This is a genomic window from Nocardia sp. IFM 10818, assembly GCF_054655275.1.
On sequence record NZ_BAAHJH010000001.1, the window covers coordinates 5,294,237 to 5,310,243 of the forward strand.

At 68.6% G+C, this 16,007-nt stretch carries 15 protein-coding genes; 7 read left to right on the forward strand and 8 right to left on the reverse strand.

Translation table 11 applies throughout. The features are described from left to right. Positions 1 to 10 precede the first annotated feature (10 nt). The 4 genes from ACYQ5L_RS24580 (at position 11) to ACYQ5L_RS24595 (ending at position 3,728) form a co-directional block, all read left to right on the forward strand. Positions 11 to 1,036 (forward strand): Gfo/Idh/MocA family protein, encoded by a 1,026-nt coding sequence (locus ACYQ5L_RS24580; protein ID WP_459960596.1) that lies wholly within the window; start codon positions 11 to 13, stop codon positions 1,034 to 1,036. Between the two features lie 341 nt (positions 1,037 to 1,377). Then, positions 1,378 to 1,611, forward strand: coding sequence for a hypothetical protein (locus ACYQ5L_RS24585; protein WP_459960597.1), 234 nt, complete (start codon positions 1,378 to 1,380; stop codon positions 1,609 to 1,611). Between the two features lie 70 nt (positions 1,612 to 1,681). Continuing rightward, positions 1,682 to 2,902 carry a cytochrome P450 gene (locus ACYQ5L_RS24590; protein ID WP_459960599.1) on the forward strand — a complete coding sequence of 407 codons (1,221 nt, stop codon included), beginning with the start codon at positions 1,682 to 1,684 and terminating at the stop codon, positions 2,900 to 2,902. A gap of 31 nt (positions 2,903 to 2,933) precedes the next feature. Then, complete coding sequence (locus ACYQ5L_RS24595) at positions 2,934 to 3,728, forward strand: helical backbone metal receptor (RefSeq protein ID WP_459960601.1); 795 nt, start codon at positions 2,934 to 2,936, stop codon at positions 3,726 to 3,728. Between the two features lies 1 nt (position 3,729). On the opposite strand, the gene ACYQ5L_RS24600 is transcribed toward ACYQ5L_RS24595, so the two are convergent. Genes ACYQ5L_RS24600 through ACYQ5L_RS24625 form a run of 6 tightly spaced genes read right to left on the reverse strand, consistent with a single transcriptional unit; the run spans position 3,730 to position 9,976 of the window. Then, positions 3,730 to 4,392, reverse strand: coding sequence for a class I SAM-dependent methyltransferase (locus tag ACYQ5L_RS24600; RefSeq protein ID WP_459960603.1), 663 nt, complete (start codon positions 4,390 to 4,392; stop codon positions 3,730 to 3,732). After that, positions 4,383 to 6,065 (reverse strand): AMP-binding protein, encoded by a 1,683-nt coding sequence (locus ACYQ5L_RS24605; protein ID WP_459960605.1) that lies wholly within the window; start codon positions 6,063 to 6,065, stop codon positions 4,383 to 4,385. Before ACYQ5L_RS24605 ends, ACYQ5L_RS24600 begins: the two co-directional genes overlap by 10 nt. A 20-nt stretch (positions 6,066 to 6,085) precedes the next feature. Then, positions 6,086 to 6,544 (reverse strand): type II toxin-antitoxin system RatA family toxin, encoded by a 459-nt coding sequence (locus ACYQ5L_RS24610; protein ID WP_459960607.1) that lies wholly within the window; start codon positions 6,542 to 6,544, stop codon positions 6,086 to 6,088. Positions 6,545 to 6,555: 11 nt separating this feature from the next. Beyond that, positions 6,556 to 7,797, reverse strand: coding sequence for an aspartate aminotransferase family protein (locus ACYQ5L_RS24615; protein ID WP_459960609.1), 1,242 nt, complete (start codon positions 7,795 to 7,797; stop codon positions 6,556 to 6,558). Next, positions 7,794 to 8,834: an SDR family oxidoreductase gene (locus tag ACYQ5L_RS24620; RefSeq protein ID WP_459960611.1), complete on the reverse strand. Its 1,041-nt coding sequence runs from the start codon at positions 8,832 to 8,834 to the stop codon at positions 7,794 to 7,796. The genes ACYQ5L_RS24615 and ACYQ5L_RS24620 overlap by 4 nt, the downstream gene beginning before the upstream one ends. A gap of 11 nt (positions 8,835 to 8,845) precedes the next feature. Next, on the reverse strand, positions 8,846 to 9,976 hold the full coding sequence (locus ACYQ5L_RS24625; RefSeq protein ID WP_459960612.1) for an acyl-CoA dehydrogenase: 1,131 nt from the start codon (positions 9,974 to 9,976) through the stop codon (positions 8,846 to 8,848). Positions 9,977 to 10,171: 195 nt separating this feature from the next. On the opposite strand from ACYQ5L_RS24625, the gene ACYQ5L_RS24630 reads away from it, so the two are divergent. The 3 genes from ACYQ5L_RS24630 (at position 10,172) to ACYQ5L_RS24640 (ending at position 12,243) form a co-directional block, all read left to right on the forward strand. Continuing rightward, positions 10,172 to 10,702, forward strand: coding sequence for a PaaI family thioesterase (locus ACYQ5L_RS24630; RefSeq protein WP_459960615.1), 531 nt, complete (start codon positions 10,172 to 10,174; stop codon positions 10,700 to 10,702). Positions 10,703 to 10,716: 14 nt separating this feature from the next. After that, complete coding sequence (locus tag ACYQ5L_RS24635; protein WP_459960617.1) at positions 10,717 to 11,634, forward strand: alpha/beta hydrolase family protein; 918 nt, start codon at positions 10,717 to 10,719, stop codon at positions 11,632 to 11,634. 81 nt (positions 11,635 to 11,715) lie between these two features. Next, positions 11,716 to 12,243, forward strand: a complete 528-nt coding sequence (locus tag ACYQ5L_RS24640) for an AAA family ATPase (protein ID WP_459960619.1) — start codon at positions 11,716 to 11,718, stop codon at positions 12,241 to 12,243. Positions 12,244 to 12,422: 179 nt separating this feature from the next. On the opposite strand, the gene ACYQ5L_RS24645 is transcribed toward ACYQ5L_RS24640, so the two are convergent. Both ACYQ5L_RS24645 and ACYQ5L_RS24650 read right to left on the reverse strand, forming a co-directional pair. Beyond that, positions 12,423 to 13,985, reverse strand: a complete 1,563-nt coding sequence (locus tag ACYQ5L_RS24645) for a PfaD family polyunsaturated fatty acid/polyketide biosynthesis protein (RefSeq protein ID WP_459960621.1) — start codon at positions 13,983 to 13,985, stop codon at positions 12,423 to 12,425. Next, positions 13,979 to 16,006 (reverse strand): hotdog family protein, encoded by a 2,028-nt coding sequence (locus ACYQ5L_RS24650; RefSeq protein ID WP_459963525.1) that lies wholly within the window; start codon positions 16,004 to 16,006, stop codon positions 13,979 to 13,981. The genes ACYQ5L_RS24645 and ACYQ5L_RS24650 overlap by 7 nt, the downstream gene beginning before the upstream one ends. Between the last annotated feature and the right edge of the window lies 1 nt (position 16,007).

Here is a 16,007-nt window from a genome sequence, read left to right on the forward strand (position 1 = left end):
GGTCTGCGGAGTGCGGGAACTCGGTGTGGCGGTAATCGGTTACGGCCTGGCCGGTGCGGTCTTTCACGCGCCGCTGATCGCCGCGGAGCCGCGGCTGCGGATGGCCGCGGTGGTGACCTCGTCCGCCGAGCGCGCCGACCAGGCCCGGGCGGAGCATCCGGGGGTGCGCGTAGTGCGTACGGCCGATGAGCTTTTCGCCGATCCGGCCGGAATCGACCTGGCGGTGATCGCCACGCCCAACCGCACCCACGCGCCGCTGGCGCTGCAAGCCTTGGCGGCCGGGCTCGCGGTGGTGGTGGACAAACCGTTCGCGGTCACCTCGGCCGAGGCCGAACAGGTCGTCGCGGCGGCCGAACAGGCGGGACTGGCGCTGTCGGTCTTCCAGAATCGGCGCTGGGACAGCGATTTCCGCACCGCGCGGGCCTTGATCGAGGCCGGATGGCTCGGCAGCGTGCGCCGGTTCGAATCCCGGTTCGAGCGGTGGCGGCCGGTTCCCAAGGGCGGCTGGCGGGAACTCGGCAGCGCGGCCGAGGGCGCGGGCATCCTGTTCGATCTGGGCAGCCATCTCATCGATCAGGCGCTCACCCTCTTCGGCCCGGTCGCCGACGTCTACAGCGAACGCGATCACCGCCGGCCCGGCGTGCAGGCCGATGACGACGCTTTCCTCGCCCTCACCCACGCCAACGGGGTGCGCTCCCATTTGTGGATGAGCGCCGTCGCACCCCAGCTGGGTCCGCGGCTGCGCGTTCTCGGCTCCGAGAACGCCTATGTGACATACGGTCTCGACCCCCAGGAAGCAGCCCTGCGCGCCGGTCGCCGGCCCGATGACGGGCACCCGTGGGGCGCCGTCGAACCCGAGCACTGGGGCCTGTTCGGCACCGAGGGCGACACCCGGCCCATCCCCAGCGAGCCCGGCGATTACCCGGCCTTCTACCGCGGTATGGCCGACGCCCTGTGCGACGGCGCGCCCGTGCCGGTCGATCCGCGCGACGCGGTCGAAACGCTGCGGATCCTGGAGCAAGCCGCCCACGAATAGCCGGTGTATCGACGCGGGCCCAGCAGTTCCAGCGCGAAGGGGCCATCCGCGAATGGCGGCGCCAGCTGGATACCGGCTCTTATCCGCCGTACATCCTGCAGGGCCGATAATCCGCTGTGCTGAGGCATGAAGCTCGAATCGACCCGGCGCGCGCCCCTGCCGATTCGAGTTGCTTTTTAGCCCGAACCGATCGGTATTCGTAATCGGATCCTGCCCATACCTCACTGCTATCACCGCAGGTGAGACGTAGCCTGAATTGTGCCTTTATTACGGCACAGCAGGACTGCTCGTGGGTAGAGACAATGGCTTTGGCGTCGTGGCGTACCGCCGTTCTGGCACAAATGGCTCGCACCGGTGTGAGCGCCGCCGTCATATTCCACATTCTCGACGACGGCAGCGAAGTCATTACTTTTCCCCGGCTCAACTGGGCGCTGGTGCTCGCCACCGCCATTCTGATAGTCGGCGTCGCCATCGCCATCATGGTGCTGGTCAGTTCCGCGGAGTTCGACGATACGCCGCCGGCCGTGCCGAGCTCGCCGGTGGTGTGCGAGCCGTTCTGTCCGCCACCCTCCTGAGGAGTGCTCGTTGCGCGACTCCGAGGCATGCATGGTTCACTTTTGATGATCATGTGCCACAGGAGGTTCCGTGCCGTCCCTACCCGCCGGGTTCGACTTCACCGATCCGGACCTGCTCGCCGAGCGCTTGCCCGTCGAGGAGTTCGCCGAACTGCGCCGCACCGCGCCGGTGTACTGGAATCCGCAGGCCGACGGCCGCAGCGGGTTCGACACCGGCGGGTACTGGGTTGTCACCAAACTCGATGACATCAAGGCGATTTCGCGGAATCCGGAAGTCTTCTCCTCGGAGGAGAACACCGCGGTAATCCGGCAGCCCAGCGACACCACGCGCGCGGAGATCGAGATTCAGCGCGCCATGCTGCTGAATATGGATCCGCCCAGGCACACCCGATTCCGGCGGATCATCTCCAAGGGCTTCACCCCGCGCGCGGTCGAGCGGCTGCGCGAAGCGCTGCGCGAGCGGGCCGAGCGGATCGTCCGCGAGGCCCGGACTTCCGGCGGCGGCGACTTCGTCGAACAGGTCGCCAGCGAGCTTCCGGTGCAGGCCATTGCCGAGCTGCTCGGCGTTCCGGCCGAGGATCGCGCCCAGCTCTTCGAGTGGACCAATCAGATGATGGGCTACGACGATCCCGACTACGAGGGCGACCACCGGATGGCCACCGCCGGGGTCATGGGCTACGCGTGGAATCTCGCCGAGGAGAAGCGGCGCTGCCCGGCCGACGATGTCGTCACCACGCTGCTGCAGGCCGATATGGGCGGCGCGGGCCTGACCTCCGAGGAGTTCGCGTGGTTCGTGGTGCTGCTCATCGTCGGCGGCAACGAGACCACCCGCAATGCCATCAGCCACGGGATGAAGGCGTTCGTCGACCATCCGGAGCAGTGGGAGATCTACAAGGCGCAGCGCCCGCGCACGGCGCCCGACGAGATCGTCCGCTGGGCGACGCCGGTGGTCGCCATCCAGCGCACCGCCATGTGCGATACCGAGATCGGCGGGCAGCCCATCGCCAAGGGTGATCGGGTCGGATTGTTCTATGCCTCGGCCAATTTCGACGAGGACCACTTCGACGACCCGTTCCGGTTCGACATCCTGCGCACGCGCAACCCGCATGTCGGCTTCGGCGGCAGCGGCACCCATCACTGCGCGGGCGCCAACCTGGCGCGACTCGAGATCGACCTCATGTTCAACACCATCGCCGACGTGATGCCCAACCTGTACGAGATCTCCCCGCCGGTCCGGCTGCGCTCGGGCTGGCTGAACGCGATCAAGAGCTGGAAGGTCGCCTACGACTGAGCGGCCGGCCGCGGGACTAGCCTGGGTAGTCGTGGATCCCACGACGTGGTCGAACGGTGCGGAACCGGTCGATGATCTCGGCACGCCGGTCGGGCTGCGCGGGCCGGTGCGGCGAGTGGTGTCGCTGGTGCCGTCGCTGACCGAGTCGATCGCGGTCAGCTGCCCCGGCCTGCTGGCGGGCGCTACCGACTGGTGCACGCATCCGCCGGATTTGCGGGTCGAGCGGGTGCGGGGAACCAAGAACCCGAATGTGCGGCGCATCATCGATATGGCACCGGATCTGGTGGTGTGCAATCAGGAGGAGAACCGCCGCATCGACGTGGACCGGTTGCGGGCGGCGGGAATCCCGGTATGGGTGACCAGGATTCGCACGGTGGCGGAGGCATTTTCGTCGCTGGAGCGCTTGTTCGCGGTGGCGCTGGGCGTGACGCCACCGGCATGGCTGGGCCGGGCCGAGGCGGAATGGGCCCCTCCCCCGCCAGGTCCCTTCCGCAATGCGGTGATCCCCATTTGGCGCGATCCCTGGATGGTCGTCGGCGGCGACACCTTCACCGCCGATCTCGCCCACCGGCTGGGCCTGCGCCTGGTGCACGCCGACCGGCCGGAGCGATATCCGAAGGTCTCCCCACACGAGTTGACGGTGGGCGTCGACCTGGCCGTACTCCCCGACGAGCCCTACGTCTTCACCGAAACCGATGGCCCGGAAGCGTTCCCCGGTACTCCCGTCGCCTTGGTCGAGGGCCGCAGCCTCACCTGGTACGGCCCCTCGCTGGTCACCGCGCGCCGGCTGCTGACCACCCAGCTGGCGCACCCCTTCCGCGCCTGAGCTACGGACGGGCGGTGAACAGGGCCGAGCGGCCGCGCATGTCGATCTCGACGTGGGTGAAGTGAGTGCTGAGTGCGCGAAGCAGGCCGGCGTGGTCGTCGTCCCGGTTGGACCAGATGCCGCGCCGGTTCCAGGAGGCGACGAGGTAGCGGCCCAGCGGATTGTGGTGCACGCCCTTCACCAGGACGGTCGAGCCGAAGACGACGCCGTGGGGACGGACCAGTTTTCGAATGTTCGCCAGGGCGGTGGCCTTCTGCTCGAAGGTGCCCGGCAGACAGTGGAGCAGACAGTTCACGCCGATGGAGTCGAAGCTCTCGGGCGGCAGAGGCAGTGGGTCCAGGACATTGGCCCGCAGCGTCGAGATCCGGTAGCGGCCCAGGCGTTTCGCGGTGACCGCCAGCGAGTTGGCGTTCATGTCGACGAGGGTGATGTCCGGCGGCTGCGGGAAGCGGCAGCGGTCCAGGAAGAAGCCGGTGCCGACGCCGATGTCGAGGTGGTCGACGCCGACGTTCCGGTTGTAGTGGGCGACAAGGTGTTTACTGGGACAGCCCCAGGCCAGGGGGTAGGACAGGCGGAGGACGCCGATGTCGTAGACGGCGAGGATGCGGCGGCTGTAAACAGCCTGCCCGGGGCGGGCGTCCAGGGGCGCGGGCGTCAGGTCCATGCGCCGATCCCCGTCGGGGCCTCGTCGAAGAGGCGGCGGCGCAGTTCCACGCGGCGGATCTTCCAGGTGGCGGTGCGGGGGAAGTCGTTCCAGGGCAGGTGGATCGGGTCGGCCATGGCGGGGAGCCCGGAGGCGGCCGCGACCCAACGATCGGCGGGGATCGGCTCGCCCGAGTACGTCGAATACACCGGGGCGGGAAGGGCATTGGCGCGGGGCAGCACCACGACTTCGCTGGTTTCCGGGAGCCGGTCGAGCAGGGCGTCCTCGATGGCGATGCCGCTGCCGCCTTCGATGCGGTCGATTTCGCGGTCGATGAGGCGGACGGTGCCCCAGCGCGAGATGATGCCGAGATCGCCGGTGTTCCACCAGATTCCGTCGGCCTTGTTGGCGTGGCGGTGCTGCTCGCCGATATAGGCCAGGCAGCGGCCGGGCTGATCGATCTCGATGAGACCCACCTGCCCGCGGGGCACCTCGTCCCCGGTTTCGGGATCGACGGCCCGCAGTTTCGCGACGGTGGGCAGCGGCCAGCCCATGTTCTGCGACGGCGGCGGGAACTGACCGACCTTGCGCACCATGAATTTCAGATACGGGCGCAGCACGATGGTCCCCTGTTCGGTTTGACTCCACGACTGCATCCAGCCCGGCAGCGTGAACTTGCTGGCGGCCAGGAAGGTGCGAATGGAGCGGGTGTGAATGGCGTCGAAGGAGCTGATGTAGAAACGCACCTTCTCGAACAGCCCGCGCGGGTCCGAGGCCAGGTGCTCCAGGACGAGATACATATTCGGCAGCATGTCGACCACGGTCGGCTTGTGCGCCGCGAGCAGATCGGCGACATCCGGTTCGAGCACATCGGAGATGGCGACGAAGCGCGGGCCGACGGTGGCCAGAGTCAGCAGCGCGGTGATGGTGTGCTGATGGAAATACGGGTCGAAGAAGGCGAAGACATCGCTGGTGCGGAAGCCGAGCCCGCCCCAGTGCTCGGTTTCGACATGGGCGACGGCGTGCAGGGTTTCCGCGGAATGCAGCGCGAATTTCGGGTAGCCGGTGGTGCCCGAGGTGTGGGTGGCCACCATGGGTTCGCTCCAGCCGCGCAGGCGGACCGGGGCGGGATCGGCGCCGCGCAGGTCGTCGAGGTGAATGGCGCCCGCCGGAGCCGGGTGCGGGCCGACGATAATGGTTCTGGCGGTGAGCGCGTTCAGATCCTCGGCGCTCAGCTCGGCCTGGTCGAGCCGGCCCGGGTCGGTCACCAGGAACGGCCGGTCCAGGCGCTTCAGCAGGGTCGTGGCGACATCGTGATTGTGATTCCAGGCCATCTGGAACGGGATGGCGCCCAGCCGGGCCACAGCGCTGCCGATGACCTGGACGTCGGGGTGATTCGCCTTCATGACCGCGACGCGATCCCAGGGCCGCACGCCCGCCTCGAACAGGCAGGCCGCCAGCTCCGAAACCTGGTCCGCCCACTGGGAATACGTGTATTCGGCGCCGGAGTCCGGGGCGATATCGGCCGGTCGCTGCAAGATTATCCGCTGGTCCGGGAAACGCGTGGCGGCCGTGTGCCAGGCATCGCCGTAATAGCCGGTGGCGGGCGGCCGGGAAATGGCGGTTATGCGTTTCAGGCCGCGCCCGGGGTTGTAGTCCCGGAAGAACTCTGGAATGTCGGTGGTCGTGGTCACGACGGGGTCAGCCTTTCGGTTCAGCCGTGGTCGGCGGGCGCGACCGGGTGGAGCTCGCCGAGCAGGCCGCGGAGAATGAGGGTGATGTTGTCCCGCAGCGCGGATTCGGCGACGGGATCGAGAATGTCGGCGAGGGTGGGCATGCCCAGGTCGAATTCGGCGGTGAAGCCGATCTCGGCGCCCTGCTCGGTGGCGGTGATCTGCCAGCGGCCGTGGAAGCTGGTGAAATCTCCGGTGAGTTGTTCGAATTCGATGGTGCCGGCGGCGCGGTCGAAGACATCGCGTTCGGTCCAGCGCAGCAGGCCGCGGCGGAATTTCACGACCCAGGTGGAGATCACGCCCCGATCGTCGGATTCGGCGTAGTCGACCGAGACCACCGCATCGGTGACCTCGGGGTAGCGAGCGAAATCGCTGATCCGCTCATAACTGGTCGCCGCCTCGGCGGCCGGGGCGAGGTAGCGGAAATCTACGGCGCGCAAAAGTTTTCCTCTCAGCCGAACGGCACGGCGGCGAGTGCGTCTGCGAAGGCCGCCAGGAACACGCCGGCTTCGTCGTCGGTGATGATCGCGGGCGGGGTGAACCGCACCACGCTGGAGGCATTGAGCGAGTGATTGGCGAGCACTCCCCGGTCGAGGAGGTTCAGGAACAGTTCGCCGACCGCGCCGGGCGTGCCGAGATCGACGCCGAGCAGCAGGCCGCGACCGCGCACGGTGATCCGGTCGGCGGCCGGATGAGCATCGGCTATCCGCCGGATCCCGTGCAGCAGTCGCGAACCGAGGTCCGCCGCACGGCGCGGCAGGTCTTCGGCGGTCATGGTTTCGAGGGCGGCGATGGCGGCCGCACAGGCGATGGGCGAGGCGGCGAAAGTGGAGGTGTGCAGGTAGGGATCATTGGCGAAGGGGGCGAAGGTGCGCGGGTCGGCGACCATGGCGGCAATGGGCACCACTCCCCCGGACAGGCCCTTGCCGGCGAGCACGATATCGGGGACGACGCCCTCGCTGTCGATGCCCCACCAGGAGCCGAGACGGCCCAGGCCCGTTTGGATTTCGTCGACGACGAGCAGTGCACGATGGCGTCTGCACAGCTCGGCGACCTCACGCAGGTAGCCGTCGGGTGGAATGTGGACGCCGCCCTCGCCCTGGACGGGTTCGATGACGACACAACCGACGCCCTCGACCGCGGCCAGCGCCGCGGCCATGGCGGGAATGTCGCCGAACGGCACCTCGGTCACGTGCGGCAGCAGTGGACGGAATGCGCGCTGGTATTTCTCGTTGGCGGTGACGCTCAGCGCACCGAGGGTCTTGCCGTGAAAACCGTTGCGCGCGCTGATCAATGCCGACTTGCCGTTGGCCCTGGCGAGTTTGAGCGCGGCTTCGGTGGCCTCGCTGCCGGAGTTGGTGAACTGCACCATCGACAGTTCACCGGGCAAGGTGGCCGTCAGCGCCGCGGCGGCGCGCAGCGCGACCGGTTCGAAGAAGACGCGCGAGGACATCGGATGCAGATCGAGCTGGCGGCGCACCGCCGCGATCACGGCCGGATGCCGGTGCCCGAGCAGGAAGACGCCGTACCCGCCGAAATCCAGATACCGGCGGCCGTCGCTGGCATCGACCCACGCTCTCGCCGAAGCGATTTCGGCCATGCCGCCGAGCACATTGCCGAATGCGGCGCGCGCCGGGCCGAAGTGGGTGCGGCACAGCTCCGGCCAGGCGGAGTCGACGCTGGTGACGGTCATGCCACCCGCTCCCGCTCGCGATCCGGTCGCAGGCCCTTCGCGGTTGCCCAGTAGCGCACTGTCTTCCAGGTCGCTTCCCGCAATGCGGGCCGGGTGATCTCGGAGGTGAAGCCGAGCTCGCCCATCGCGGACGGCAGGGGTTCGGGAGTCTGGAACAGCCAGCAGAATTCGAGCAGATCACGGAACACCTGCTGGGCGGCGCGCGGCAGCGTTTCCTCCAGTAGGGGCAGCACCAGGCGTTCGACGGCCTCACCGGGCAGGAAGCGCGGGGGCGCCACCTCGATGCCCAGCTCCCGCGACATGCCTTCGCACACTTCGAAGAAGTCGCTGACGCGCAGGGCTTCCCGTCCCGCGGTCAGCGCGAACTCCCCCGCGGTCACCTGCTCACGCAGCAACCGTCCTTGGGCTCGGGCGACCAGGTCCACCGGAATCGTGTCGATCAGTGATTCCGGTACGCACGGCACCAGCGGGACGCGCCCGCGCACCACCCCGCCCAGAACTCGATGCAGGCCCTGGAAGGCCGCCATCGATCCGTCGGCCGTGCTCCCGGAGACCACCGACGGCCGCACGATGACGGTGTCGGCGGGGTGTTCGCGCACCAGCTTCTCGGCCTCGATCTTCGACCGGAGGTAGGCCGCCGCGCCCGGGAATGTGTCATCACCGGCGAAGGGGTGCACGACGAAGGCGGTACTGAAGAAGTACAGCGGCACACCGGCTTCCGCGGCCAGCCGGAGCATGGCCGACGGGCCCGCCAGATTCGCGGCGCGGATCTCGGCCGGATCCTCCTTCCAGCTCGTCACCGCCGCCGAATGCACGATCGCATCGACGCGATGCACCAGCCGCCGGTAGTCCGCCGCGGGCAGGCCGAGCGTCGGATGTGTGAAATCGCCCGCGAACTCGCTGACCCGCACATCACCGATCGGCCGCCGGTGGCGCAGGCAGACAATGTCGAAATCGGCCGCCAGTTCGTCGATGAGGGCGCGGCCGACCACGCCGGAGCCGCCGGTGAGCAGGATTGTGCGCTTGCGCCAGGTCATTCCGATTCCCTTCAGGCGATCCGCAACGAGGAGCCCGTCGCGTACTCGGCCAGCGGGCCGGCCATCCTGGCGCGCGCCGGCGGGTGGAAGCCGAGGCCGTTGACGGCGGCGGCGAGGTAACCGACATCGTCGGCGGTCATGAAATTGAGGCCGCCGAGCAGTTCGGCGGCGCGCGGCACGACCGTGGCGATGGCGTCCTGCACGGCGTAGCGCACCAGCAGCGCGTCGACCAGCAGGCGCTGGTCCCGCTGCCCGTCCGCGACCTGGCGGGCGATGTTCTCCACGGCCGCCATGGCGGCTTCCACGGCGATGATGAGCCGCAGTTTCTCGCTGTCGCTCACCCGGTCCATGTCGAGCGCTCGCTCCACCAGGGCGGTGGCCGCGCCCAGATACGAGGCGGTCACCAGCAATTCGAACCAGACGAATCCCATGGTCTGGATTTCGTCGAGCCGGGCGCCGTCCGCCGGGCCGGTGAGCACCACCAAATCGCTGGGCACCAGGACGTTCTCGATGGTCACCTGATCGCTTTCCGCGCCGGCGAGCGCGAAGCTGGACCAGAACGGGGTGACCGTCACGCCCGGATCGGTGGACGGGATCAGCGCCACGCCGAGCTGATCCCGCGTGCCCGCCGACCCCGGCACGACCACGCTCGCCGTCAACAGGTCCATGGACCGTGCCAGGCTGCAGGGGCGTTTGACGCCGGAGACGCGCAGGCCGTCGGCGGTGCGGGTCGCGGTCATCGACGGCGCGAGTATGCGCCCGTCCGGCCTGCCCTCGGCGAAACCGGAGGCGACCAGCAATCCTTGTGTCGCAACAGCTTCCAGCAAAAGCCATGCATTGCCGGCGTCCGCGGCGACCAGCGCCAGGCTCGACACCGAGAAGTGGTGCATGGTGGTCGCGACCGCGAGCGACGGCGAGCGCGAACCCAGTGCACGCTGAATTCGCACCGCCGCAACGGCATCCGCGCCCAGACCCTTGAACTCGGTCGGTATCACCAGGCCCGGCCCGCCCGCGTCCCGGAACAGCGCGACGCCCGGCGATCCGGGCCGCTCCAGCTCGGTGAGCGGGATCTCGGCCAGCGACTCGTCCAGACCGGGAAGGTACCGTTCGAGATCCGCGCGTTCGCGCTGCAACAGTCGCATCGACATTCCCTCCGCACAACCTGGGGCCACAGCGGACACTACCGACGCGGGCGCCCCCGGCCCGGGTACGTTCCACAGTTCCGTATCCGGCGATAGGACCTCCCAATGAGCCCGTTCCCGGTCCGCCCGCCCGGACATACTGCGAATCGAAAGATGCTGCCAGACGACCCAATTCGACGCAGTGGGGACAGAACCATGACCGAGACGTCATTCTTCGACCGCGCCTTCGCGCCGTTCGCGGAATTCGCCACCGAGAATCCGGATTACGGCAAGCTCGCCGAGATCGCCAACGCGGCCGTGCCGTTCGGTGTTTTCACCGGCGTGCGGGTCACCGATCTGAACGGCGAGCGGGCCATCGCCGAACTGCCCGACGACCCGCAGTTGCGCAATCACGTCAAGACCGTGCACGCCGCGGCCCTGTACCTGGCCGCCGATATCGCCTGCGCCGTGGCCTTCGTCGGCGCGGCCGCGCCCGATCTCGGCGAGGTCGAGTGGATGGTGGTGCGCGACTCCCGTTCGGTGTTCTTCAAGCCCGCCCGGGGCCGTATTCGCGCCATCGGCACCGTCGACGTGCGCGATATTCGCGCCATCGCCGAGCGCACCGACCGCACCCGCTTCGACGTCGACAGCCGGGCCATGCTCTACGACGACAATGACGTCCTCGTCGGCAAGGTGTCCTTCGACTATGTCTGCCAGCTCGCCGCCCGGCGGACCGCGGCCGTCTGATCAGGAAGGTAGTCATGTCCACCCCGAGCAAGACCGCTGAGTCCGGCGAAGCCCGGAAGCCCTCGGAATTCAGCACTCTGGAAGCCCTCCCGGTCACCGTCCCCGCCTCCGACAGCTCCGCCGCCGCATCCTTCGTGGTCCGGGTGCTCCCCGCCGCGGACCCGGCCGCCCCCGTACTGCTGGTGCTCCCGGCGATCGCCATGAAGGCGAAGTTCTACCTGCCCATCGCCAAATCCCTGCACGCCGCCGGACTGTCGGCCGCGACCGTGGACCTGCGCGCCCAGGGCGAAAGCGCCCCGCCCCTCGGCGAGGCCCCCGACTACGGCTACCGCCAGATGCTCGAGGCGGACCTGCCCGCCATCCTCGACGCCGTCCGCGCCCGCTTCCCCGAAGCGCCCGTCTACCTGCTGGGCCACAGCCTCGGCGGCCAGCTCTCCCTGCTGTACGGCTCCGCCCACCCCGACCGGCTCGCCGGCATCATCACCATCGCCACCGGCGTCGTCTACTGGCGCGCCTTCGAACTCAAGCGCCGGCTCGGCGTCCTGTACGGCAGCCAATACGTCCGCATAGTCTCGAATATCAAGGGCTACTGGCCCGGCGGCAAGGTCATGGGCGGCCCCATGGCCGGCGGCGTCATGATCGACTGGTCCCGCCACGCCCTCACCGGCGACTACCGCCCCGCGGGTTCCAAACTCCGCTACGACCGCCTCCTGCGCGCCCTCCCCCTGCGCACCCTCATGATCTCCTTCGACACCGACCCCCTCGGCCCCGAATCAACCGTGGATCACCTGGCCCGCCGCCTGAAGTCGGCCACCCTCACCCGCTGGCACTTCGGCCCCGGCTCCGACATCAAGAACCTCGACCACTTCGCCTGGATCAAGGACAGCCCCGCCCTCGGCGCGAAAATCGCCGAATGGGTCCGCAACCCCTGACTGTCTACCATCGGACGCGATGCACATCGACCTGATGCTCGATTCCTGAACGGCGCCCAACCGCTCTGGATAATCAGGGCTATGAGCGAAGTCGACACCGTGTTCCTCAATGGCACCGTGGGTGTCGGCAAGAGCACGGTGGCCGACGCACTCGCCGACCTCGAAGAGCAGGCCGCGATCCCACACGCGGTTATCGACCTCGACCACATTCGCCATTCCTGGCCCGCCCCAGCCGACGACCCCTTCAACCTTGCCCTGGAGTTGGCGAACCTGGCGGCAATAGCAACGAACTACCGGGCAGCCGGCGCGAAGCGGCTGATTCTCGCAGGGGTGATCGAGCGCCGTGAGGATGTCGCCCGGTACCGGGACGCAACCCACGCCCAGAGCCTGGCGGTAATCCGGCTGACACTGGATCCCGCATTGACCGAGGAACGATTGCGCAGCCGCCACGCAAACGATCCCGAGGGTCTGGCATGGCATCTCGCGCGCGTGACCGAATTGGCCGCGCTCCTCGAGACCGCCGACATCGATGACGCCGTCATCGACACCTCCGGCCTCACCCCTGCGCGGGTGGCAGCGGAAGTTCAGCGCACAGTGGGATGGCGATAGTGCTGTTCGGGACCCGGTTCGCGGTCGTTGCCTTTGCGCTGCTGATCGTGGCGGGATCGGCTGTCCCGCTTCGTTTTCGCGCCGCTGTCGACGCATCCGTCGGCGAACCAGCGCATCCGCGCGGTCGAGGCGCGGATGCGGGCCCGGATGCAGGACGACCAGGATCGGATGGCCGGGGTTCAGGCTTCCAGTGGGGTGGGGAGGTAGGTGCAGGCGGCGGCGGGGAGGCGGGCGCCGGCGGCGCGGAGTTGGGTGGTGCGGGTGGCGAGGGCGGTGCCGCGCATGATGTGGGTGGCCAGGTCGGCGGCGTGGCGGTTGGGGGCGGGGGCCAGGTAGGAGCCGGTGGCCCAGGTGTTGAAGGCGCCCATGGCGGGGCCGCACCAGATTTGGTAGTCGGGGGTGCGGTCGGGGGCGCCGGTGATGCTCCACGCCGACGAGAGGCCCAGGTACCAGCGGAAGATGAGGGCCATTTTGCGTTTGGGATCGGATTCGGCGCGAGCGAGCTGGGCGGGGTCGCGGTCGGTGAAGTAGGTGACGCAGTCGGACCAGATGTCGTCCAGGGGGCGCTTGAAGGTGCGTTGTTCCAGTTGGGTGCGAGTTGGGGCGGGGATGGCGTCGATGCCGGGGTAGGCGCGGTAGGTGTCGTAGAGGTGTTTGGCTCGGGTGGCGAACATGGTGCCGCGTTGCAGGACTTGGACTTCCACGCCCATCTCGAACATGTCGGCGGAGGGGGCCATGGTGCAGTCGGTGCTGGTGGCGGTGACCAGGAGTTGCTTGGTCGAATCGGATTGGGCGGCTTCGACGCTCGCCTGGTTGATGGAGCCGGTCACCACGTAGGCGGCGCCGAGGGCGAAGGCGGCGTGGGCTGCCGAGGGGGTGCCGATGCCGCCTGCGGCGCCGATTCGGACGGGGTCGGGGTAGGCGAGTTCCTGTTGGATGCGGTCCCGCAGGGCGAGGAGTTCGGGGACCAGGACGGTGAGGGGGCGGCGGTCGGTGTGGCCGCCCGAATCCGCTTCGGCGGTAATGTCGTCCGCCATCGGCACGCGGCGGGACAGCTCGGCCTGCTCCGGGGTGACGAGGCCCGCGGCGACCAGGTCGCGGACGATGGGTTCGGGAGCGGGACGCAGGAACAGTTCGGCCACCTCGGTGCGGGAAACCTTGGCTATCACCTTGTTTTCGGCGATTACCCGGCCGTCGCGGACGGTCAGGCCGGCGAGGCGGTAGTGCACCACCTGCGGGGTGAGGTTCATGAAGGCGGAGGCCTCGATGCACCGGACCTGGTGGCGCAGGCACAGATCCACGGTTGCTCGCTCCATGGCGAGTTCATTGGGGCTGTGAATCAGGTTGCAGGCGAAGGGCATGCCCGGGGCTCCGCGGCGGATCTCGGCGAGGGCCTCGTCCACTCGCGACGGGAGGACGCCGGCCGCACCGAAGGAGGCCAGGACGCCGGAGCGAGCGAGGGCGATGACCATGCGGGCCGAGGCGATGCCATTGGCCATGGCTCCGGCCATGTAGGCGAGCCGGACGCCGTGGGTGCGCCGGAACCCGTCGTCGCCCAAGGACTCCGGGCGGATGGGCGGCACCGCGGCGAGCACCTGGGCGGTGCGCGCCGCTACCGGATCGTTGGTGGCACCCAGGCCGGTCTGGGTGCGGACCAGGAAGAACGGGTCGTCCAGGCGCAGCAGTGCGTCCCGGAGGGTTTGCAGGTCACCGGCCGGTCGGGTGGGTACGACGCTCACCACGGCGGGGCTCCTTCCTCACGCAGTTCGACTGCGATATCGCTGAGTTCGTAGATCCGCAGGCCGGGCTTCCACATGCTGGCCTCGCCGACCACGCGGACTCGCCCGGGACGCTGCTCGATTCGCTTCAGGTGCACATCGAGGGTGCATTCGCCATCGGTGGGCAGGAACTGGCCGCGGTACTTCCAGGTGAAGGGCAGCCCGGCGGGCAGGACGAAACCGGGATTGCGCATGCCCGCCCCGAATCCGCTGTCCAGCAACCATTCCTGCATGGCCTGAATGCAGGTCTCGATGCCGAACGAGCCGGGGATGACCGGGTCGTAGCGGAAGTGGCGGGCGAATACCCAGTGCGCGGGGTCGATCGGCTGGACCGCGTGCAGATAGCCCTTGCCGAAAATGCCGCCCTCGTCGACGACTTCCACCCGGTCCAGCAGCGCCAAGTGATCGAGGGAGACCAGGCGTGCATTCGGATCGGCACGACGCGCGGCGATATCGATGGTTCTGGTGGCGGGGCGCACCGGACGGCTGTCGAGCCAGGTCGGCACGTGCCGACCGGCATCCAGGCCCGTCTGATTCGCCATGGCGGCGTCGCTGAAATAGCCGAACAGGGTTTCGCCCTCGTAGAAGGGCTCACCGTCGACATGCATGGTGTAGGAGAAGGATTGCAGGGTCGAGCCGGGCATCGGCGAGGTGGACAACAGCCGCGAGTGTTCGACGATCGTCGTGTCCCGCAGGTCCACTTCGCGCAGCACCGTCGCCGTACCGCCCAGGTTTCGCAGGCTCACGGTGGCGTCCGGATCGGCGAGGGTCGGGCCGAGGTAGTAGCCGAGCAGGAGAGCGGCTTGCAGCGAGGTCTCCATGTAGATGCAGTTGGGCATGGAGGCGTTCGCGGTGTCCCGGTAGTACCAGGAGTCGGCGGGAGAGTCGTATTCGGTTGTGTGCGATCCGCTGTCGAGCACGCCGCGAGTTCCGGACATCGCCATGAACCGGTCCACCAGCAGTAGTCCGCGATCCGGCGGCCGGGTGGCCTTGCGCGAACTGTATTGCGCGAACTCCGGTCCCAAGCCGATGCCCTGGTCGCCGCGGCACATCTGCGCGAGATGGAATTCGCTGAGCAGAGCGCGATCACCGAAGCGGCCCAAGCGCCCCAGCCAGCGAGCGGGAACACCGCCCACCTCCGGGCCGATGGGAACGCCCGGCTTCTCCACCACGGCCACGGTCACCCCGCGCACCCAGCCGATCGAGCTGCCCGCGAGCGATACTTCCGCATCGACACGCACGAATGGCCTTGGCACCAAATCGATCTCGGTGACCTCGAGAACGACTTCCAGCTCATGGGAGCTGAGCGGAGCGAGGTCCACCCGCACCGGTTCGACCGGCAATCCGGGCGCCTCCCGCTGGAAGGTCGCATCGGCCAGGCACAGAGGCAGCCCGACGGACAACGCATAGACCTGAGCTGCCTGGACGACGGCCTCGACAACGGCATTGTGGTCGAGGGAGGCGAGGCGGACACACGCGGTCAATGCCCCATTCCCCCGGGCCCCGCCGTACACGGACAGCCCGCTGACCGCGACCAGCGACGAACCGCCCAGTCGCACATCAGGATTGGCGCCGTCCTGGGCGAAACCGGGTCCGAAGACCGCCGCGATATCCCCGGCCGCCAGCTTGGCCAGGGCGGCGGCGTCCAGCTCGATCACCGCCGTCCGGGCGAGCGGCTTGAACCGCGCCTCGCTGTCAACGGGAGTCGGCCCGGAAACCGGGGCCTGCTGACCGTCGGCACGCACCACGTGGCCGTTCGACCGCAATACCCTGCGCTGCAACGCGGTCTGTGCCCGCAGCATCTGCTCGTGCGACCGCACCAGAGCGAATCGCATATCGCGCACGAGGCTTGCGACATCGCCGTTCACGGCCACACCGGACGCTTCGATGGCGGCCGCAGCAGGCACGGGCTGCGCGGCGGGTGCGGCGGGTGCGGTCCAGGCGAACGGGTCGAATGGTTCTCCGGCGAAATCGAGTTCGGTCATG